Origin of the sequence: Stakelama sediminis (genome assembly GCF_014199335.1) — a bacterium.
Lineage (GTDB): Bacteria > Pseudomonadota > Alphaproteobacteria > Sphingomonadales > Sphingomonadaceae > Sphingomonas > Sphingomonas sediminis.
On sequence record NZ_JACIJI010000005.1, the window covers coordinates 184,145 to 204,264 of the forward strand.

Genomic DNA, 20,120 nt, shown 5'->3' on the forward strand with positions numbered 1-20,120 from the left:
CGGGCAATCAGATGGCGGATCACCATTCGGGAGAAAAAGACATGGACGGAAGTTTTCTGATCGGTTCGCACGCAGTATCCGGCGGCGAGACGTTTCAGGCATTCGATCCGGCGACCAACGAAGCGCTGGATACCGATTTCGCGGTATCGACGGTGGAGCATGTGGCGCAGGCCTGCGCGCTGGCGGATGATGCGTTCGACAGTTTTCGCGACCTCGACCCGGAAGCGCGCGCGACCTTTCTCGACACCGTTGCCGACGAGATCGAGGCGACCGACGGTCTGGTCGAGCGCGCCATGGCCGAAAGCGGTTTGCCCGAGGCGCGGCTGACCGGCGAACGTGGCCGCACCTGCGGCCAGCTTCGTTTGTTCGCAAAGCTGCTGCGGCAGGGGCGCTGGGCCAATGTCGTCGTCGACAATGCCATGCCCGATCGCAAGCCGCTGCCCCGCGCCGACCTGCGTCAGCGCCGGATTGCGGTGGGGCCGGTCGCGGTATTCGGCGCCTCCAACTTCCCGCTCGCCTTTTCGGTGGCGGGCGGTGATACCGCGTCGGCCTTCGCCGCCGGATGCCCGGTGGTGTGCAAGGGCCATCCCGCGCATCCCGGCACGTCGGTGCTGGTCGGCCGTGCCATTCAGGCGGCGGTGAAGAAATGCGGCCTGCATGAAGGCGTCTTCTCGCTGATTCAGGGTCCGGCGAACGAACTGGGCGCGGCACTGGTACGCGATCCCCGGATCAAGGCAGTGGGCTTTACCGGTTCGCGCGGCGGCGGGCTGGCGCTGGTGGAAATCGCGCAGAATCGCCCCGAACCGATCCCGGTCTATGCGGAAATGTCGAGCATCAACCCGGTGCTGCTGTTTCCCGCCGCGCTGGCCGCGCGCGGAGAGGCGATGGGCAAGGCTTATGTCGGTTCGCTGACCATGGGATCGGGCCAGTTCTGCACCAATCCCGGCGTGGTCGTCGGCCTCGACAGCCCCGATCTTGATTCCTTTGCGCAGACGGCCGCCGATGCGCTGGTCGAAGCGCAGCCGCAGGTCATGTTGACCAGCGGTATCCATGCCAATTACGACAAGGGCGTTGAGCTGCTTTCCGGGCAGTCGTCGGTGGAAACGTTGGCGCGCGGTGCGGAAGGAACCGGTTGCAACCGGGGCCGTGCAGCACTCTTCACCACCACCGGCAAGGCATTTATCGACAATCCCGAACTCGCGCATGAAGTGTTCGGCGCAGCATCGATCATCGTCAAATGTCAGAGTTTCGAGGAAGTCCGTCAGGTGCTCGCCGGGATGGAGGGACAACTTACCATCACCCTGCAACTCGATGATGCCGATCAGGAAGAGGCCGCGAAGCTGTTGCCGCTGATGGAGCGCAAGGCGGGCCGTATCCTCGCCAATGGCTGGCCGACGGGTGTCGAAGTGAGCTATGCCATGGTGCATGGCGGCCCGTTCCCCGCCACCTCCGACCCGCGCACGACGTCGGTCGGCACCGCGGCGATCGAGCGCTTCCTGCGCCCGGTCTGCTATCAGGATCTGCCTGACGCGCTGCTGCCCAAGCCGGTCAAGCACGGCAATCCGCTGGGCCTGCCGCGTACCGTGGACGGCGAACAGGAATAAGCAGAGATCACTGCCGCCGGAACAGGGCCGGAGCCTGACGGCTTCGGCCCTTTTCGTAGAGACAAGACAGCATCGGCAGGATGACGATATGGGGAGAAGGGCATGGCGATGAGGGGCCGCAGCAAGTTGTGGTTGCGATATCATATGCGGGGGCTGCGCGCCTCGCTGCTCATCGGGCTGGCCGCCCTGTTGCCGGTGCAGCCGCTTGCAGCGCGCGCTGCATCTGCGCCGCAAGCCACGGCCTCGTCAGGATCTATCGCCGCGCCGCGCCTGCCCGAAACCGCGATTGCGCGCCGCTGGTTCGGCAATGACGCGCCCTGGTATCAGGACAATATCCCGTTTTTCGATTCCCCCGACGCGAAGCTGAACCAGATCTATTATTACCGCTGGAAAGTGTTTCGCGCGCATATCCGCTCGGTCGGTGCCTATGGCGACGTTTTCACCGAATTTCTGCCCAGGGTCGGCTGGGACCGCGTACCCTATTCGACGCTCAACGATTCCGCCATTTTCCCGATCTATGACGGCCGCTGGCTGCGCGACCGCAGCTATCTGAACGACTGGATCCGCTATATCTGGACCGGCGGCGGCGATGACCGGCATTTCTCCGAATCGCTCGCCGATGCCACCTGGCAACGCTATCTGGTCGACGGCGATGCCCGTTTCGCCACGCGCTTTCTGCCCTCGATGGAGCAGATGTACAGCCTGTGGGACGACCATTACGACTTTAAAAAGCATCTCTACTGGATCGAGCCGCTGCTCGATGCGACCGAATATACCATCTCCTCGATCGACGCGAGCGGCGGCAAGGACGGCTTTACCGGCGGGCAGGCGTTCCGCCCCTCGATCAACAGCTATATGTACGCCAATGCCCGCGCGATCAGCCGCTTTGCAGCACTTGCCGGGGACGATGCGACGGCGCGGCGCTATGCCGACAAGGCCGCCGACCTGAAAGCCCATGTCGAGCAGGATCTGTGGAGCCCGACGCTCCATCACTTCATCGACCGCTATCAGGTCGACAATAAGTTCGTGCATTACTGGGAACCCATTCGCGGCCGCGAACTGGTCGGCTACACCCCGTGGACGATGCGCTTGTCCGACGGCGATCCCAAATACGCCGTCGCATGGGAGCATGTGCTGAAGCCCGATCAGCTTCGCGGCAAATACGGCCTGCGCACCGTCGAACCCAGCTATCAATATTATATGCGCCAGTATCGGTACGATCAGGCGACAGGACTGCGCGAATGCCAGTGGAACGGCCCCGTCTGGCCGTTTCAGACGACACAGGTGCTGATTGGCCTCGCCAACCTGCTCAACACCACGCAACAAAACGTCATCACCCGGTCCGATTATGCCGCGCTGCTCAGCCAGTATACCGACCTGCATTATGTCGACGGCAAGCCCGACATTCAGGAGGATTACGACCCCGCCACCGGCAAGCCCATTGTCGGCCTGCCGCGCAGCCATCATTACTACCATTCCTCCTATGACGACCTGATCATTTCCGGGCTGGTCGGCATCCGTCCGCGTGCCGACGATGTACTGGAGGTCAATCCGCTCGTCCCGCGCGATCCGAAAGACCCCAACGCCCTGCCGTGGTTCGCGCTGGAGCATGTTCCCTATCACGGCCACCTGATTGATGTGGTCTATGATCGCGACGGCAGCCATTATCATCGCGGTGCCGGCTTGCGGCTCTTTGTCGACGGCCGCCGTGTCGCCCATGCGCCCGCGCTGACGCGCCTCACAGCCCGCATCGGTCAGCGCACCCTGCCGCCGGTACCACGTACCATCGACCTTGCCGTACGCCTGAACGGGCAGGAGTTTCCAAAGCCTTCCGCCTCGGTCAATGACGGTGACGCTGCGGCGCTAGGCCACAGCATCGACGGTCGCATGTGGTTCTTCCCGCAGATTCAGCAGGGCTGGACAACGCAGGGCTCCACCCATGCGACCGACTGGTACGCGCTCGATTTCGGCAGGCCGACACGCATCGCCGCCTCCCGCCTCTATTTCCTCGACGACGGCAGGCAGTTTGCCGCACCTGCCGCCTATACCATCCAGTATCTCGACCATGGCAGCTGGCGCGATCTGGCAACGCATGCCGCCGGTCCCATCGCCAACGGAGTCGATGCCGATCGCTGGACAGCGGTGACGGCGCAGCAGTTCCGCGTCCGCCTGACCGCACCAAAGGACGGCCGCGCCATTCGGCTGCTTGAATGGAAGCTCTATGCCGCACCGCCGGTCCATCGCTATGTCGGTGACTGAACCGGCCATCCGTCCGGGGCAGTGCATCAGGCCATAGCTGCGTGACCGGTGCGACAAAGAAGCTTTTTCCGAAATCAGCATTGTACCGCCGACGGTCGCCGCAGCTACGTTTTAGGAATGACGCCCCCGACCTGAAAGCGTGGGCGCCAGGACTATGGGGAAGAGTTGTTTCCGGTTCGACTTGATGCAGCTAGCTTCCCTGCGGCGTTGCGTCGGACTGCTTTTCGTCGGGTGCCCAGATGTCGTGCGAATCGACCCGCAGCTTCATGATCGCGCGCAGCGCCGCGATGCGCGCGGCGATTTCCTCGCGCCGCGCCGCGATCGCCTGGCGGTCGATATAGAGCAGGTCGGACAGGTCGGTGACACCACCTGCATAGCCGCGATGCGAAAGATTGGCCGCGCTTTCCGCGCCGCGCACCGCCTCTGCACTTGCCTGCCACGCAGCGAAGCGGGTGGCGGCGTTGCTGAGGTCGGCATCGGCGGTTGCCATGACCTCTCGCCGCGTATTGACCAGTTCGAGCCGCGCGCGCGACGCCTCGGCCACGGCCTTGTCGGCGGCGGCGCTGCGATAGCCGCCGCCCAGCGGCATCGAGAATACCACTCCCGTGCCGCGCTCTGCCCCGCCGCGTTCGCTGAACAGCCGCACCCCGAACGACGGATCGGCGGTGCGGTCGCGCAGGGCACGCCGTCCGAGTACGTCGAACCGGTCGGCGCGAAACTCGGCGGCGCGGATTTCGTGCGAGCGTTCGATCACCAGGTCGTGCAGCCGGTCGAGACCGGCATGGGGAAGTTCGGGTGTCGCCGGCGGTAGCGGGGCGTCTGGCAGCGGCAGATCGGGAAAGGTCGCGCGCAGCCTTGCCCGCGCGGCGCGCAGGTCGCTTTCGCTGTTCGCCAGCCGCGTCTTCGCCAGCGCGAGTTCGGATCGCGCCTGTTCGGCGTCGAGCCGGGCGGCGTCGCGCAGTTCGACCCGCCGCTCGACCGCACCGAGTAGTCGTTCGTAATTGGCGACCGCCGCCATGTCGTTGCGCGCCAGCGCGCCGGCGAGCAGCCAGTCGTGCCAGGCGTTCATCAGCATCAGCGCCGTCTGGTGCCGGGCATCTTCGCGGTTATTGTCCGCTTCCTCGATACCGAGCGATCCGGCTTCACGATCCAGCCGCGCCTTGCCGGGCAAGCGGAAGGCGCGCGAAACCGTTCCGTCGAACTCGTCGAAGTCACCCTCACGATCGACCGAGCGGCGAATATAGCTGCCGCTCAGTATCACTTCGTGCGGCCCTTTTTTCAGCATCCGCGCATCGGCACGCGCTGCATCGACATCGGCGCCCGCGGCTTCGACCATAGGATGCGTATCGAGCACGCGTGCGACGACCGGATCGGGCGGCAGATCGGGCCGCTCCTGCGCCGTCGCCGGGGTGGCGAGCGCGAAGAGCGAGGCGGCGAACATCATGCTGGGCTTCACGACAGCCTCCCGCTCATCCGGATTTCGGTGGCGAGCCAGCGCACCGGATAGCTGCGTCGGCTTTGCTTGGCCGCGGCGATGATCGAGTCGAGCCGCTCGGCGGGGCAGATGAATTCGATCGCGATCCGGTCGAGTTTGCCGGTCACGCGCTCGGCGGTGCTCGCATCGCTGAAATCGCGGCCATGGACGGTTTCCTTGCGGACATGGATCGCGCCCTCGACCGGCTCGCGCAGCGCGTCGATCAGCGCGCCTTCGTCCGAGGCGGCGGCGTAAAGTGTGAGGCGAAGCTCAGCCATCGAGTGCTTCCTTTTCCTCGCGCCCCTCGCCGAAGCGCTCGAACAGGATCGGCAGCAGGACGAGGGTGAGCAGCGTCGAGGTGACGAGGCCGCCGATCACCACTACCGCTAGCGGGCGCTGGATTTCCGAGCCCGGCCCACTGGCGAAGAGTAGCGGCACAAGACCGAAGGCAGTGATCGTCGCAGTCATCAGCACCGGGCGCAGCCGCCGCCCCGCGCCCAGCCGCACCGCCTCGGTCATCGGATGGCCCTCGACACGAAGCTGGCGGAAATAGGACACGAGGACGAGGCCGTTAAGCACTGCGATGCCGAGCAGTGCGATGAAGCCAACCGATGCGGGGACCGAGAGATATTCGCCCGACAGCCATAGCGACACGATGCCGCCGACCATCGCGAAGGGGATGTTGAGCAGGATCAGCACCGATGCGCGCAGTGAACGCAGCGTTGCGAGCAGCACGAAGAAGATCAGTAACAGCGCGATCGGCACCACCAGCATCAGCCGCGCCGATGCGCGCTGCTGGTTCTCGAACTGGCCGCCCCAGACGAGCCGGTAGCCGGGCGGCAACGGCACCTGCTGCGCGACCGCAGCCTTCGCCTCGTCGACATAGCCGACAAGGTCGCGGCCGCTGACGAACGCCTGCACCAGCGCATAGCGCGAGCCGTTTTCGTGGCTGAGCTTCACCGGCCCCTCGACCTTCTCGATCCGCGCAAGGTCGCTCGCGCGCGCGGTCATCCCGGCGGGAGTATGAAGCTGAAGATCGGCGAAGCGTTCGGGGTTGGTGCGGACCGCCTCGTCCCCCTTGATGACGATTGGAGTACGCTTCTGCCCCTCCGCCACGACGCCCGCGTGCAGCCCCTCGACCTGCGCCCGCAATGCGTTCTGAAGCTGGTCGACCGGCATCCCGACCCGGCCCGCCGCCGCGCGGTCGATATCGAGGCGCATGTAATCGACCTGGTCGTTCGCCATGGTCATCACCTCGGCCGCGCCTTTGATCCCCGACAGCGTCTTCTGGATACGCCCGGCAAGGCTCGACAGCGTGTCGAGATCGGGCCCGAAGATCTTGACCGCCAGGTCGCCGCGCGCGCCGGTGAGCATTTCCGAAACGCGCATGTCGATCGGCTGGGTGAAGCTCGGCTCGATGCCTGGCAGGTCCTTCATCGCCTCGCGCATCCGCGCGACGATGTCATCGATCGTGCCGGTCCATTCGGAGCGCGGCCTGAGCACAACAAAGGTATCGGTTTCGTTGAGGCCCATCGGGTCGAGGCCGAGTTCGTCCGAGCCGGTACGGCTGATGATATTCTCGATCTCGGGCACCGCTTTCATCACCGCACGCTGTGCCGCCATGTCGCCGGCCAGCGAGTGATCGAGCCCGATCGACGGTAGCTTGGTGAGCTGCATCACGATCGTGCCCTCGTTCATCGTCGGCATGAAGGTCTTGCCGACCGAACCATAAGCGAGCACCGCCAGCGCCAGCCCGACCCCGGCAAGGCCATAGACCAGCGATTTGCGCGCAAAGGCGCCGTTCAGCAGCCGCTCGTAGCGCGGGCCGATTGTGCGCATGATCCACGGCTCCTTGCCGCCATGCGCACGCAGCACGAACGAGGACAGCACCGGCACCAGCGTCAGCGCGAGCAGCAGCGACCCGGCGAGCGCGAAGACGATGGTCAGCGCGACCGGCGCGAACAGCTTGCCCTCCAGCCCCTGAAGCGAGAGCAGCGGCAGGAACACCAGCGCAATGATGATGATGCCGGACGTGACCGGGACGATCACTTCCGCCGTCGCCTGGAAAACCTGGTGAAGCCGCGGCGTGTCGTGATGTTCGGGATGGTTGAGCCGCTCGACGACATTCTCGACCACCACCACCGCGCCGTCGACCAGCATCCCGATTGCGATGGCGAGTCCGCCAAGGCTCATCAGGTTCGCCGACAGCCCCATGCCGCGCATGAACAGAAAGGTGATGAGAGCCGCCATCGGCAGCGTAACCGCGACGATCGCCGCCGCGCGCCAGTCGCCGAGGAACAGGATCAGCAGGATGACGACCAGCACGGTTGCCTCGAGCAGCGCTTCCTCGACCGTGCCGACCGCCTTTTCGACAAGGTCGGAGCGATCGTAGAAGACCGTGATATGCGTGCCCGCAGGCAGCGTGCGCTCAACTTCCGCCAGCCGCGCCTTTACCCCGTCGACGACCGCGCGCGCATCGGCGCCGCGCAATGCGATGACCAGCCCCTCGACCGTCTCGCTTTTGCCCTTCTCGGTTACCGCGCCATAGCGGGTGAGGCTGCCGGTGCGAACTTTCGCCACATCCCCGACGCGCAGGATTCCGGCGGGTGAGGATTTGAGCACCACCGCGCGCAGATCGTCGAGCGTGCTGATCGCGCCGACCGCGCGCACGATCAGGGCTTCCTCGCCGGTCTGCAGCCGTCCCGCGCCGTCATTGCGGTTGCCGCTCTCGATCGCGTCGCGCAGCTCGGCGATGCTGATTCCCGCGGCCGCCATTGCCTGCGCATCGGGGCGCACCTCGAAGGTGCGGACATAGCCGCCCAGCGAATTGACGTCGGCGACACCGGGCACGGTGCGCAGCGCGGGCCGGATCGTCCAGTCGAGCAGCGTGCGCTTTTCCTGAAGGCTTTGCGGCCCTTCGATCGTGAACATGAACAGTTCGGACAAGGGCGTCGAAATCGGTGCCAGCCCGCCCTGAACCGATGCGGGCAGGTCGCCCATCACGCCTGTCAGCCGTTCGGTGACCTGCTGGCGCGCCCAGTAGATGTCGGTGCTGTCCTTGAAATCGATCGTGATGTCCGCGATCGCATATTTGGCGGTCGAGCGCAGGACAGACTGATCGGGGATGCCCAGCATCTCCATCTCGATCGGTGTGATGACGCGGGTTTCGACCTCTTCGGGCGTCATGCCCGGCGCCTTCAGGATGATCTTCACCTGCGTCGTCGAAATATCTGGATAGGCGTCGATCGGCAGCTTGCTGAACGCCCATGCGCCGAGCCCCGCGACGGCGAGCGCGAGCGCGAGGATCAGCACACGATAGGACAGCGCCCAGGCGACAAGCGACTTCAGCACGGCCTATTGCGCCAGTGCGAGCGCCTTCAGCTCGCTCGTCCCGCTCGCCACGACCTTCTCGCCAGGCTTCAGCCCCGAAAGGATCAGCGTGCGGCCTTCGACAGTTGGCCCCTGCCTGACGCTGCGGGTGCTGACGCCGCCCTTTGCCGCGACGAAGACGATGTCGCCGTCGCCAAGGTTCGTTACCGCCGCGTCGGGCACCATCACCGCGCCGTCGGGAGCGGGACCATAGATGGTGACGCTCGTCGTGCCGCCGCTGACGATGCCGGGCGCACCGGGAACGCTTGCCTTCAGCAGCGCCGCGCGCGTTTCTGGGTCGATGACGTTGCCGACCGAGGTGACGGTGCCGCCGACGCCGTCCTTGACGCGGACGCTCATGCCGGGGCGGATCTGGCCGATGAACTTTTGCGGGAGCTGCGCGCGGATTTCGTAGCGGCTCGCGGCGTCCACGACGAACGACGCCTCCATCGGGTCGATCCGGTCGCCGGTTTCGACCGACGCCTTCGCAACGCGCCCCGCGATCGGCGCGGTCAGGCGATAGGTGCCGTCGCGCCCCGCGGCGCCGGTCATCGCCAGGATGCGGCGCTGTTCGGTGACGTCCGCCTGGGCCTGGCGAAGCTGCGCCTGCGCTTCGTCGGCGCGCGCGCCGGCGATCACGCCTTCGCGGGCAAGCTGGGTAAGGCGCGACGCCGATGCCCCCGCGACGCGAAGCCGTGCTTCGGCGCGGGCGAGGTCGGCGCCGTGGGAGAGAATGTCGGTGCTTGCGACGGTCGCGAGAAGCTGTCCGGCCTTCACCGTATCGCCCTCGGCGACATAGATTCGCTTGACCATGCCGGGATAGGTGGCGGTCACCGCGACGCGCGCATTGGGCGGCGGCGCGATGGTGGCGGGCAGCGTCGCGATCGGCGCTTCGTCGGCGCGTTCGGCGACTGCCCATTTCAGCCCGAGCTTGGTTGCCTGTTCGTTCGACAGCGGAACCGTCCCGGCCGGTGTCGACGGCGTCTTGTCCGGTGCCGGCGCAGTATCGGTCCCGCCGCCGCATCCGGCGAGCAGGAGCGCCGCCGTGAAAGCCAGATAATGCCGTTTCGGTTCCCGCATGAATCGGGTGCTAGCGCATGAAGCTGACGGGACGCTGACGGCGGTCAGGCAAAGTCGAGGAGCAGCGACCTCTGCGTGGGAAGGGTGGTGAAACTGGCGTGATGCGACGCCGCGATCCGCGACACGATTGCAAGGCCTAACCCCGCGCCGCTGCTGCTGGCATGGTCGGCGCGGCGGTGGCGATGGCGAAGCTGGTCGAGCTTTTCGGGTAGGAGGCCGGGACCTTCGTCGCGCACCGCGATGCGGGCACCGGGGCCGACGATGATCGTGACGGTGCCGCCCTCCGGCGTCACGCGAAGGGCGTTGTCGACGAGGTTGCGCACCGCTGCCGCAATCGCTTCGCGCCGGCCCGTAACCGATGCCTCGCCTTCCGCTTCGACCGCGATCTTGCGGTTTTGGCGAATGGCGAGCGGTGCCATCAGGCTGGCGACATCCTCCGCCACGTCGGCAAGCACGACGCGTTCGTCCGCAGTCTGCGGCATGTCGATGTCCAGCTGGGCGAGGATCATCAATTGCTCGATCAGCCTACGCATCCGCGCGACATCTTCTTTCAGGCGCGCGGCCGCGGGGTGATCGAGTCGCTCGATCTCGAGCGCCAGTACGCTGAGCGGCGTGCGCAGTTCGTGGGCGACATCGGCGGCAAACGCTTCCTGCTCGCGCGAAGCAGTATCGATCCGGTTGAGCAGCGCGTTGACCGCGTCGGCGAACGGTACGACCTCACGCGGCAGGCTCTCGACGGCGACGCGAAAGCCGCGCTCATTCTCCGTAGCTTCGTCGATGTTACGCGCCTGTACCTCGAGCGGACGCAGTGATGAGCGGATCACCCAGCGGCCCGCGAGCGTCATCGGCACGATCAGTACCAGGATCGGGATCGCGACATGCTCGGTCAGCTCGTGCGTAACGACCGGAAGCTGATCCGGATCGAGTAGCACCGAAAACGTCAGCCCATATTCGATCGCGATGAACAGCAGCAGCGCGAAGGCGCCGATCGCTCCTACCAGCGCGAGCCGGGCGATCAGGCGATGTTCGAGCGACGGTTGCTCGTGCTTCATGTCCTTTCCTCCAGCATATAGCCCACGCCGCGCACGGTGTGCAGCATGTCGCCGCACCCGGCCTGTTCCAGTTTGCGCCTCAGCCTCGAAACCGTCGCCTCGACGGCGTTGGGCGTCACCGCGGCGTCGAACGAATAGAGCGAATCCTCGATCGTCTGGCGGCGTACCACCGACCCCGCCCTGCGCATCAGCAGTTCGAGCAGGTCGGCCTCGCGCCGCGCGAGTTCAAGCCGCTCGCCATGCGCCTTCGCTTCGCGCCGGTTGGTGTCGAAGCTGATCGGTCCGATCACCAGTTCGACGTCACTGCGAACGCCCGGCCGTCGCAGCAGTGCGCGCAGCCGCGCGGCGACTTCGGCAACCTCGAACGGCTTGACCAGATAGTCGTCGGCCCCCGCATCTAGCCCCGCCACCCGGTCCTCCAGCGCGCCGCGTGCGGTCAGCACCAGTGCGGGCGGCACCGAGCGCGCCTGCCGCCGTTCGCGCAGCCAGGCGAGGCCGTCGCCGTCAGGAAGGCCGAGGTCGAGCACCAGCGCATCGAAACTGGCGGCGGCGAGCGCGGCGTCGGCCGCCTGCAGATCGCCCGCGGCATCGGCCGCGAAGCCAGCCGCGCCGAGCCCGTCACAGGTCAGCCGCGCTAGCCGCTGATTATCTTCCACAACAAGGACCCGCATGGCAGATGTACCCTATCGGTGAAATGTTAAGACCTACACCAGGACTCTGACAACAGTCTGACGCAGCATGCCAGCCAGAAGGGCACCGGCAATCCCTATTCCTTTCCCGTTCGTCGTTTGTATCACAGCGGGATATTTAAGACATCGGGGCAAACAATACGCAAAAGAACCCTCACATCGGTCGCCCATTATCGGGGACTGCGGAGAACGGAAGCGTGCGACCTGTGCGCCGAATCCGTGCTAAACCGCTGCCCTCGAACCGCCTCTCCCTGACACCTAGTCGGGATGTCGCGGGCGATGCATCCGCCCGGCTAGCGGGGATTGCGGAACAATCTCAGGAAGCTGACGCACCCGAAAGAATTGGAGCTGTTTTTGACCGTCAGGCTATCGATTGAGGTTCGTCCGCTTTTGGAATTCGCCCTGTCGAGCATCAAAGGCTGGAATTGGGCCGGAAGCAGGATATCCGCTTCAAATAATCATAATCGCTGAAACTGCCGCAACTCTCACGACAGAAGTCGTGCGCAATCTCATCAGCTGCCCCTGGCGAACAACGGCGTCATCACCGTAACGCCCTTATCGCTGTCGCCGGCGTGCCCCAGATATTCGTCGATGCCGAATGCGGCCTCTGTCGTCCGCAGCAGCGAATAATGGTTGTATGGCGTCGGATCGACGACGTGGCGCGGGCCGTGATTGGTGATGACGATCGTGACGATGTGCCCGCCGCCGAAATTGGCCTTGCTCGACGGGTCATAGCCGCAACAGCCCTGAACCCCGGTCTTGCGGGCTTCCTTGTTATTCTCGTCAAAGGTGATGACGATCGCGCTGTTGTCCGGACCCTGCCAGAATTTCGCATGGGTGATCTTGTCGACCAGCATCCCGATCTCCGCATCGCCGCGATGGATCAGCTGCGGGATGTTCTGATTGCTGCAATCGGCCGGAATATTGGGTCCGTCATCGGGGCCGCGGCCGTGCATCTCGTTGCACTGGTTGGGGATGATGTGCGCGTAATTGGGAACGTCACCATCGGCGAGATCCTTGTCGAGCTGATCGAAGCCGACGAATTGCGACTTTAGCTCGGCATAAGGTTCGCTGTTGACCGAGTGAAAGGTGACGAAGCCGTTATGCTTTGCCGCATACAGCTCATAGGGCTTTCCCTTGACCGGATAGAGCGGCGTCGGCCAGCGCGGTGCAAGCGAACCTGCGGCCGGGATATCCTCCATATAGGCTTTCCAGCGCATCCCGTGCGCGGCGAGCTGATCCATCAGGCTGGGCGCGGCGACGCTGTGATCGGCATAGCCCGGCGTCGCTGAACCCTCGCAATAAGGATCCTTCAGCCCCGCCTTGCAATAAAAGGCGTCATCGTCGTGGATACCAAAGGTATCGCCCCCGAGCATGGCGACATAGTTGCCCTCGCTCGCGTGAACCTCGCCGTAAAACTCACTGGCAAGGCCATATTGCTTCGCCAGACGGTGGATCACCGGGGTCCATTCCGGATGATCCATGATCTGTTTGAAGCCCTTATTCTCCTCGACGATGACGAAGATGTGTTTGTAGCGCGGCAAGGTGCGCACCGGTTGCGGCGTTGCCGACCCCGCGACGGCCGGCGACGAAAGCGCCGCCGCAGCCGCAAGGAACAGTCCCGAAATCACGCTTGCCGGACGCACCATGCCCGCTTCTCCTTTTGCTTAGTGACCGAAATTAAACTTGATACCGGCCATGTAGTCGGTCTGATAATATTCGCGCTGGATCGGGTAGCGCGGGTCCGAAGATTGGGTGAACGCCAGCTTGGTGTTGGTGATGTTCTTGGCCGATACGAAGACGCTCAGCTGCTTGCTGAACGCGTACGCGACATCGGCATCGAGCCGGAAGCGCGGCTGCGAGTAGATGTCGGTCGCCGCGTTATCACCGACGCCGAAGATGTTCTTCGAAACATAGGATCCGCTGAGATGCGCATCGACCGGACCCTTTTCGTAGAACAGCGTCGCATTATACGCGAAGTTCGAGGTCTGCGGCAGGGTGCCGTAAGAGAATGCCAGCGTGTTCGGGTCCTGGTGGATCGCGCCGTGTGAATGAAGCAACGTGATATTGCCGTCGAAGCCGAAGCCGCTCCACCAGCTGGGCAGGAACAGGAACTGCTGGCGCAGCTGAAGCTCGGCACCATAGACATGGGCGGAACCGATATCTTGAAAGCCGTCGATCTCGCCAGTCTGGCCCGCCGGGAACAGCGGGCTCGTCGCGCCGCGCTGAATGGTCGGAATGATGTAGTTGCTCAGCTGGTCGTAGAAGAAGGTGGCAGACAGCACGCCGCCGCCCGGCGTGTAATATTCCGCCGCAGCATCGAAATTATGCCCGATCGTGGGCTGAAGATCGGGATTCCCGCTCGACAGGACATAGACGCCGTTGGAATTGCTCACCGACGACGTTGCAGAAATCTGGTTGAAGCCGGGCCGGGCAATCGTCGTCGAATAGGCACCGCGCAGCAGGAAGTCCGGCGACGCCTTGTACCTCAGGCTGATGTCGGGAAACAGGTCGCTGTAATTGTGCGTCGCTGTCGGCGAACCGGCTGCCTGAGAGGGGTCGACGCGATAGGTTGCCCGGGTCGCCTCAAGCCGGAGGCCGCCGATGACGGAAAGCTTACCGAACGTGCCGCTATACTGTAGATAGCCGCCGTAGATATTTTCCTTGTCGTTATAATAGGCTGCGAGGTTCTCAACGAGCGGGCCCTGGGCGATCTGCTCGAACTTCGAATAGATCGGCGTCGGGCCGATATTATAGGCGCCGCCGTAAAAGATCTGATCAGCGCCCTGGCTGAAATCGGCATAGCTGGAATTGGGATCGATGAAATCGGCCTGATACTGATGGTTAACGCGCTTGCGCAGCCGCGCGCTTGCGCCGAACTGGATCTTGGCATCCTCGCCGAAGCCGACCGGGACGCCGACATTGAGGGTGCCGGACCATTCATGGTCGCCGACATGGGAAAAACGATTATCGCCGCCGAAAGAAGTGTAGATCGACGGATCGTTCAGATTGACGCCGCCATTGGTGTGATAGCTGGGAACGGCAGGGTTGACGACGTTGTTGTACGTTGCACTGAACGTGTTCGGCGTGCTCCACCCGCCATACATCGAATAGGGGAATTCATCGTGCCCGTTGGTGTAGGCGACCTTGCCGTCGATGGTGACGCCGCTGTCCAGCGTGGTCTGACCACCCGCCTCGATAAGATCGTTGCCCAGCACTTCGCGGGTTGAAATCACGACCTGCTTGGCGGTCACGCCATTGCCGGTAACGTCGCCCATGCTGTTGATCGAGGTGATCGCATCGGCAAGCCCGTTGAGCTGATATTCGTGCTTGTACGCATTCTCGACATAGCCGGAATACAGCCCGCGAACGAAGAACCTGGTCGAATCGTCAGGACGAAAGACCAGGCTGCCGGAAACGCCCTGGCGCGTCCGATGATAGTCATAGAGTCGCGGCTGCAGGTCGTCGTAAAGCTTGCTCGTTACATAGGGGCCGGTACCCGCCGGCGCTGCGGTCGGATCATTGATGTAATCCGCTTCGACGTCGTTGATGCCGCGCTGATCCTGGTCATAGGCATAGGACAGCGTCAGGCTGACATGATGCGCGCCCGAATCGGTGGTGCCGCCGAAGCCCGCCCCGAACGTTATGTTGCCCTGATAACGGCGCGAATTGCGCAGGGTTTCGACGCCCAGCGCGCCGCCGCCAGAGATCAGCAGGCTCTGACGCGGATCGATCTCGCGAGGCAGAATGTTGACGGTGCCGCCAAGGCCCTCGGCATCCATTGCCGGTGTTACCGACTTTGCGACTTCAAGGCCGCCCAGAATGCCGGCGGGGAAAGCATCGAAAGCCACCGCCCGGCTGCCGCCCTGCGGCGAGGCGGGATTGGATGGCGTGAGACGGACGCCATCATAGGTGGTGGCGTTGAGGTCGGCGGCAAGGCCGCGGATATTGATGAACCGCCCTTCTCCGCTGTCCGATTCCATCTGAATGCCGGGAAGGCGCTGCAATGCTTCGGCGGCGTTCACGTCCGGCAGCGAGGCGATTTCCTTCTGCGAGCGAATGTCGAGAATGATCGGAGCGTCTTTCTTGATCGCCGTCGCATCCTCGCGGTTTCCGGTGACGACGATGTCCTTCTTGCCGTCCTTGTAGCCCGGGGTCGGCGAAGCGGTCTGGGCGTGCGCGGTGCCGCCGGCAACCATCGCGATGATCGCCGGCGACGCCAGCATAAATGCTTTCAGTTTCATGTGTTAGCTCCCTGATGCTGAATAGAGGAGCAGTCTGACCTGCGCCTTGTTCGCGGGGAGCGATGGTTTTACTTTGTTACATCTATGCCACTCGAAATAGATCATTGTTGATTATTGTGACCTTTCAACGGTTATGACGTTTTTATTACTCAGAACGGCTTGACGACCAATATGTGAAAGCTTCCGGGGACCAGTGGTGCATGGTGGCCGGTCGTGCCTGGCGCAAAGCGCGCCGTGGGCAGGTAGAGAAGCCCGGTGCGCGGGTCGAGCGCGCCGGTCCGCGCGCCGCGTTCGGTTTTCATTACCCCGCTGATATGCGGCCCCGCTTTGCCGGTCATCGAGATGATCGACAGCGTGCCGCTATCGCCGCAGGGTATATAGGCCTTGCGCCGGGCCGCATCGAGAATGACCGCGTCCGGCCCGCTTCCGATATCGAGCAGCTTGACCAGCTTGCGGCTGTGTGCGTCGATGATCGCGGCCTTGCCGTTGTCGCACGCGCTGATGAGCATGCCGCTCGCGCTGTCATAGGCCAGGCCGGACGGCGACTTGCAGCCGGGGAGTGCAATCGCGGCGCCGGCCTTTGCTGTCGAAAGGTCTGCCGTTTCGAGCTCGCTCTCGTCCTCGTTGTTGACGAACAGGCTGCTTCCCGGCCCCTGGGCCGCATATTCAAGTCCGGGTTTCAGCGTTATAGTCGCCATCACCTTGTGTGTGGGCACATCGATCAGCGAGATGGTGCCGGACTTGGCGTTCATCACTGCCGCACGGCCCAGGCTTTGCGAATAAAAGGCGGCATCGGGATCGGAACCTACGGCGATCCGCGCGACCTGCTTCCCGTTGGTTTCATCGATCAGCCGGACACTGTCATCATTCCCGCTCGTGACAAGAAGCGTCGAAGAATGCGGAATCGGAACGACGGCGTGGCCATGCGCGATGTGGCCGATCGCGGCCAGCGCCTTTTGCCCCTTCAGATCGACGACCGTGACGTCGTTCGATCGCGCCACATAGAGCCGGTCTCCAACCGGATCGACCTTGGTATAATCCCAGCCGCCATCAGCGGCGGCGATGCGCGCGACGATCCTCGGCGCGGCGTGCGCGATCGGGATCGTGGCAAGACTTACCGCCAGACCTGAGGCGACAATAGAACGAAACGACATGACAATGCTCCAGATGTTTGCAACAGCCGCAAAACATATTGGAAGCCGACCCGCCGATCACCCCGAACATCGCCATCCCAAGGAAGGTTGGGAAGTTTCAACACTTGTTTCAGGCATGTGTCTTCGTTGTTCATAAACATTGGGATAGTATAACCCGACGCGAGGGCCGACACGAGCTAGAACGCTGGCGCCCGCAATTCTGCTCGAGGATCGGTCCCTTATGATGCGTATTCTCGTCGTCGAAGACGACTCTGCGACCAGTGATCTGCTTCGCGATGCGCTTGTCGCGCGGTCACATCGTGTCACCATCGCCAAAAACGGCAGCGAAGCCATTCAGCTGGCCGACGATGCCATGTTCGACATCGGCATACTCGATTGCATGTTGCCCGATATTGGCGGAATCGATGTACTTCGCGAAATCCGGCGGCGCGATGTCGGCTTCCCGGTGATCATGCTGACCGCGCTCGGCGCGATCAATGACCGCGTCGCAGGTCTGGAGGCCGGCGCTGATGACTATCTGGTCAAGCCGTTCGCGATCGAGGAACTGCAGGCCCGGCTCTCCGCACTTTATCGCCGGCCACCACTCGAAAGCAAGCCTACCCACTTCCTGATCGGCGATATCGAAATCGATATGCTCAGTCGCCAGGTCCGTGTCGGAAGCAAGCGCGTTCATCTCCAGCCGCGTGAATTCGATCTGCTTGCAGTACTCGCCGAAAATGCAGGCCGAACGGTAACCCGCTCGATGTTTCTGGAGCAGGTATGGACTATTCGCTACGATCCCCGCACCAATATCGTCGATAGTCACATCAGCCGGCTTCGGACGAAGCTGAAATCTGCCGGATCGAGCGAACCGATCGAGACGATTCAGGGCGTCGGTTACCGATTGCGGCATCGTGACTAACTTGCTCCGCAGCGCTGCCTATCGGCTTTCTTTTTTTTATACGGCGGCATGTGCGATTGCGATTCTGGCGCTTGGCAGCGGAGTCTATTTCGCCGCACAAGCAGCCTTTCAGCAGCAGCAGGACGAAGACCTGTCCGCCGAGATGAGGGTCCTGAAGCGCGAATTCAAAGAGGGCGGCCGCAATGACGTGATCGATGCGATGACGCGCCGGCAAGCCAGTCCCAACAACCGCTTCCTATACGCGCTTTTCGACGGCGATAGGCGCGTGGCCGGCTCGCTGACGGCGCGCCGTCAGCCGGTCGGTTTCAGCAACTTTACATTCGAAGATCCCGAAGAAGGCCCCGATAAAGCCCGCGGCCTTTTGATGCCGCTCGATCGCCACGACTCCTTGCTCGTCGCTATTGACACCGAGAGCCTGGAAGCGCTCGATCGGACAATTCTCTTCCTTTTTACAGGCGCATTCAGTCTTGTGCTCCTGCTCGGCCTGATCGGAGCGACGCTGCTCGGACGGCATCTTAAAAGACGGCTCGACCGGATCTCGGAAACTGCAGGCGCGATTGCTGCAGGCGACCTTTCCAGGCGGATCGTCCATTCCGATCGTGACGACGAATTTGACCGGGTCGACAATGCGTTGAATGCGATGCTCGACCGGATCGTCATATTGCTGGAGAATCTTCAGCAGGTCTCCGGCGACGTCGCGCATGATCTGCGTACACCGCTTGCACGGCTGCGCGCCAGGATCGAGGCAGCGCTCGCGGGACCTGCCGATCCGGTCAGGTTACGGGAAGCATTGGAAAGCGCGATGCAGCAAAGCGACGATCTGCTCGGGTTGTTCAATGCGATCCTGCGAATAACGGAAATTGAAGCCGGCGCTTCACGGTCAGCCTTTCAATCGCTTAATCTCGGCGAATTGATCGGGATCGCATGCGAAATGCACGCGCCTTCGGTCGAGGACAGCGGGCGTTCGCTGACGTGGCACGCGCCTGCCGATATCAGGATATTCGGCGACAAGGAGCTCATCATGCAGGCGGTTAGCAACCTGCTCGACAATGCGGTTCACCATACGCCGGAAAATACGCGGATCGAGGTCGGCTTGGTATCTGCCGACGACAGGGTCTCAGTCAGCGTTTGCGACAACGGCCCGGGAGTTCCCGACGCCGACCTTACCCGCGTCGTGCGTCGCTTCGTCCGGCTCGATCGCGCGCGCGTGACCGACGGGCACGGACTCGGCCTTAATCTGGTAGCCGCCATAATGCAGATGCACGGTGGAAAGCTAGTTCTCTCAGACAATGGGCCTGGCTTGAGTGCCGAACTACAATTCCCCTTGCACCGACTAAGCTGACGTTGCCGACATTTCGCTCGACCGTTGAAACCGGCCGTTCGTTCAGTCGGAGAACTTTGTCGTTTGGTGGATCAGAATGAACTGGCGATCATGCGATTATCAAGGGGAGGCAGCAGGCCTTTCGTTATGATCGCCTATAGACTAGGCTCAGGACCCATTAAATTGCTTGCGCGGACGGCGATGGCTTGATTCAATGGCGATGTCGAGGAGGCGTTGCGATGTCCGAGCCGTGGTTGTTGCCAGCGTTCTCAGTTGCTGACCCAAAATCCCGTAAGACTGCGCGCGGCCCTATAAGGGAAAATCGGTCAGATTAGCGTATGTCCGCGATCTGCTGCCACGACAAGTCAAAGCGCGTGAGATATTTACGCAAGCGGTCGGCGTCGTTCGTCGAGGCGCGGCGCTTGAGTGACGCTGAAAACAAACTTCTTCCGGCTTCGGAAAGACTCCGGCTGCGCCGGCACACGTCGATCGCATGAGCCAGTTGGACGCGGTCGAACGGATCAAGATCATCAATCGCTTCCGCGGACATCACCGCGGCGAGGGCATCTTCGGAGTCGCCCTCGGTTACCCAGAGACGCCGCAGCCGCGAAACTTCAGCCTGAACGGAATCGACGTCGATGCGGCCCTTTGGGCTCAGCGTTGCCATGCGCGTGACACTGGCGGCAAGGTCGCGGAAGTTGCCGGCCCAGCTTGCGTCCGGCGCGGTGGCGAAAGCGAGGTAGCGCTCGCGGGCTTCCTTGTTGAACGTCACGCGTGTGCCCTCGCGCTCGGCAAAACGATCGAGTTCGTAATCGAGATTGGGTTCGATATCCTCGCGGCGCTCACCAAGTCCCGGCAGCGTGAAAGTCCATAGGTTTAGCCGCGCGAACAAATCCTCGCGGAATACTCCCTCGGTAACGGCGCGGGCGAGATCGCGGTTGGTGCCGGCAATCAGATGGAAGTCGCTCGCCGC

At 63.2% G+C, this 20,120-nt stretch carries 14 protein-coding genes; 4 read left to right on the forward strand and 10 right to left on the reverse strand.

The features are described from left to right. The first annotated feature begins 41 nt into the window (after positions 1-41). Complete coding sequence (locus FHR23_RS13170) at positions 42-1,604, forward strand: aldehyde dehydrogenase (NADP(+)) (RefSeq protein WP_184004843.1); 1,563 nt, start codon at positions 42-44, stop codon at positions 1,602-1,604. Positions 1,605-1,706: 102 nt separating this feature from the next. Continuing rightward, positions 1,707-3,863 (forward strand): MGH1-like glycoside hydrolase domain-containing protein, encoded by a 2,157-nt coding sequence (locus FHR23_RS13175; protein ID WP_246359881.1) that lies wholly within the window; start codon positions 1,707-1,709, stop codon positions 3,861-3,863. A gap of 190 nt (positions 3,864-4,053) precedes the next feature. Here FHR23_RS13175 and FHR23_RS13180 read toward each other — a convergent pair whose 3' ends face one another. From FHR23_RS13180 to FHR23_RS13220, 9 genes are all read right to left on the reverse strand, one after another. After that, positions 4,054-5,319, reverse strand: coding sequence for a TolC family protein (locus tag FHR23_RS13180; RefSeq protein ID WP_343043157.1), 1,266 nt, complete (start codon positions 5,317-5,319; stop codon positions 4,054-4,056). After that, positions 5,316-5,615, reverse strand: coding sequence for a DUF3240 family protein (locus FHR23_RS13185; RefSeq protein WP_184004846.1), 300 nt, complete (start codon positions 5,613-5,615; stop codon positions 5,316-5,318). Before FHR23_RS13185 ends, FHR23_RS13180 begins: the two co-directional genes overlap by 4 nt. Continuing rightward, positions 5,608-8,688: a CusA/CzcA family heavy metal efflux RND transporter gene (locus FHR23_RS13190; protein ID WP_184004849.1), complete on the reverse strand. Its 3,081-nt coding sequence runs from the start codon at positions 8,686-8,688 to the stop codon at positions 5,608-5,610. Before FHR23_RS13190 ends, FHR23_RS13185 begins: the two co-directional genes overlap by 8 nt. 3 nt (positions 8,689-8,691) lie before the next feature. Beyond that, complete coding sequence (locus FHR23_RS13195; protein WP_184004852.1) at positions 8,692-9,786, reverse strand: efflux RND transporter periplasmic adaptor subunit; 1,095 nt, start codon at positions 9,784-9,786, stop codon at positions 8,692-8,694. Between the two features lie 44 nt (positions 9,787-9,830). Beyond that, on the reverse strand, positions 9,831-10,838 hold the full coding sequence (locus FHR23_RS13200; RefSeq protein ID WP_184004855.1) for a sensor histidine kinase: 1,008 nt from the start codon (positions 10,836-10,838) through the stop codon (positions 9,831-9,833). Next, positions 10,835-11,509: a winged helix-turn-helix domain-containing protein gene (locus FHR23_RS13205; protein WP_184004858.1), complete on the reverse strand. Its 675-nt coding sequence runs from the start codon at positions 11,507-11,509 to the stop codon at positions 10,835-10,837. The genes FHR23_RS13200 and FHR23_RS13205 overlap by 4 nt, the downstream gene beginning before the upstream one ends. Before the next feature lie 530 nt (positions 11,510-12,039). Continuing rightward, entirely contained in the window at positions 12,040-13,176 is a 1,137-nt protein-coding gene (locus FHR23_RS13210; RefSeq protein ID WP_184004861.1) for an alkaline phosphatase family protein, read from the reverse strand. Between the two features lie 18 nt (positions 13,177-13,194). After that, positions 13,195-15,771 carry a TonB-dependent receptor gene (locus FHR23_RS13215; RefSeq protein ID WP_184004863.1) on the reverse strand — a complete coding sequence of 859 codons (2,577 nt, stop codon included), beginning with the start codon at positions 15,769-15,771 and terminating at the stop codon, positions 13,195-13,197. Between the two features lie 149 nt (positions 15,772-15,920). After that, positions 15,921-16,925, reverse strand: a complete 1,005-nt coding sequence (locus tag FHR23_RS13220; RefSeq protein WP_184004866.1) for a YncE family protein — start codon at positions 16,923-16,925, stop codon at positions 15,921-15,923. Positions 16,926-17,145: 220 nt separating this feature from the next. Between FHR23_RS13220 and FHR23_RS13225 the strand changes: the two genes are divergently transcribed. Together FHR23_RS13225 and FHR23_RS13230 are read left to right on the forward strand one after the other, a co-directional pair. Next, positions 17,146-17,826 (forward strand): response regulator transcription factor, encoded by a 681-nt coding sequence (locus FHR23_RS13225; RefSeq protein ID WP_343043159.1) that lies wholly within the window; start codon positions 17,146-17,148, stop codon positions 17,824-17,826. A gap of 1 nt (position 17,827) precedes the next feature. Then, on the forward strand, positions 17,828-19,168 hold the full coding sequence (locus tag FHR23_RS13230) for a sensor histidine kinase (RefSeq protein ID WP_221227529.1): 1,341 nt from the start codon (positions 17,828-17,830) through the stop codon (positions 19,166-19,168). A 310-nt stretch (positions 19,169-19,478) separates the two neighbouring features. On the opposite strand, the gene FHR23_RS13235 is transcribed toward FHR23_RS13230, so the two are convergent. Continuing rightward, positions 19,479-20,120: AAA-type ATPase lid domain-containing protein (locus tag FHR23_RS13235; RefSeq protein WP_184004872.1), on the reverse strand; the 642-nt coding region annotated here is incomplete at its 5' end.

Coding starts and splice junctions, on each gene's coding strand:
- FHR23_RS13170 (WP_184004843.1), top strand. CDS start 42: ATGGACGGAAGTTTTCTGATCGGTTCGCACGCAGTATCCGGCGGCGAG.
- FHR23_RS13175 (WP_246359881.1), top strand. CDS start 1,707: ATGGCGATGAGGGGCCGCAGCAAGTTGTGGTTGCGATATCATATGCGG.
- FHR23_RS13185 (WP_184004846.1), bottom strand. CDS start 5,615: ATGGCTGAGCTTCGCCTCACACTTTACGCCGCCGCCTCGGACGAAGGC.
- FHR23_RS13195 (WP_184004852.1), bottom strand. CDS start 9,786: ATGCGGGAACCGAAACGGCATTATCTGGCTTTCACGGCGGCGCTCCTG.
- FHR23_RS13200 (WP_184004855.1), bottom strand. CDS start 10,838: ATGAAGCACGAGCAACCGTCGCTCGAACATCGCCTGATCGCCCGGCTC.
- FHR23_RS13205 (WP_184004858.1), bottom strand. CDS start 11,509: ATGCGGGTCCTTGTTGTGGAAGATAATCAGCGGCTAGCGCGGCTGACC.
- FHR23_RS13210 (WP_184004861.1), bottom strand. CDS start 13,176: ATGGTGCGTCCGGCAAGCGTGATTTCGGGACTGTTCCTTGCGGCTGCG.
- FHR23_RS13215 (WP_184004863.1), bottom strand. CDS start 15,771: ATGAAACTGAAAGCATTTATGCTGGCGTCGCCGGCGATCATCGCGATG.
- FHR23_RS13220 (WP_184004866.1), bottom strand. CDS start 16,925: ATGTCGTTTCGTTCTATTGTCGCCTCAGGTCTGGCGGTAAGTCTTGCC.
- FHR23_RS13225 (WP_343043159.1), top strand. CDS start 17,146: ATGATGCGTATTCTCGTCGTCGAAGACGACTCTGCGACCAGTGATCTG.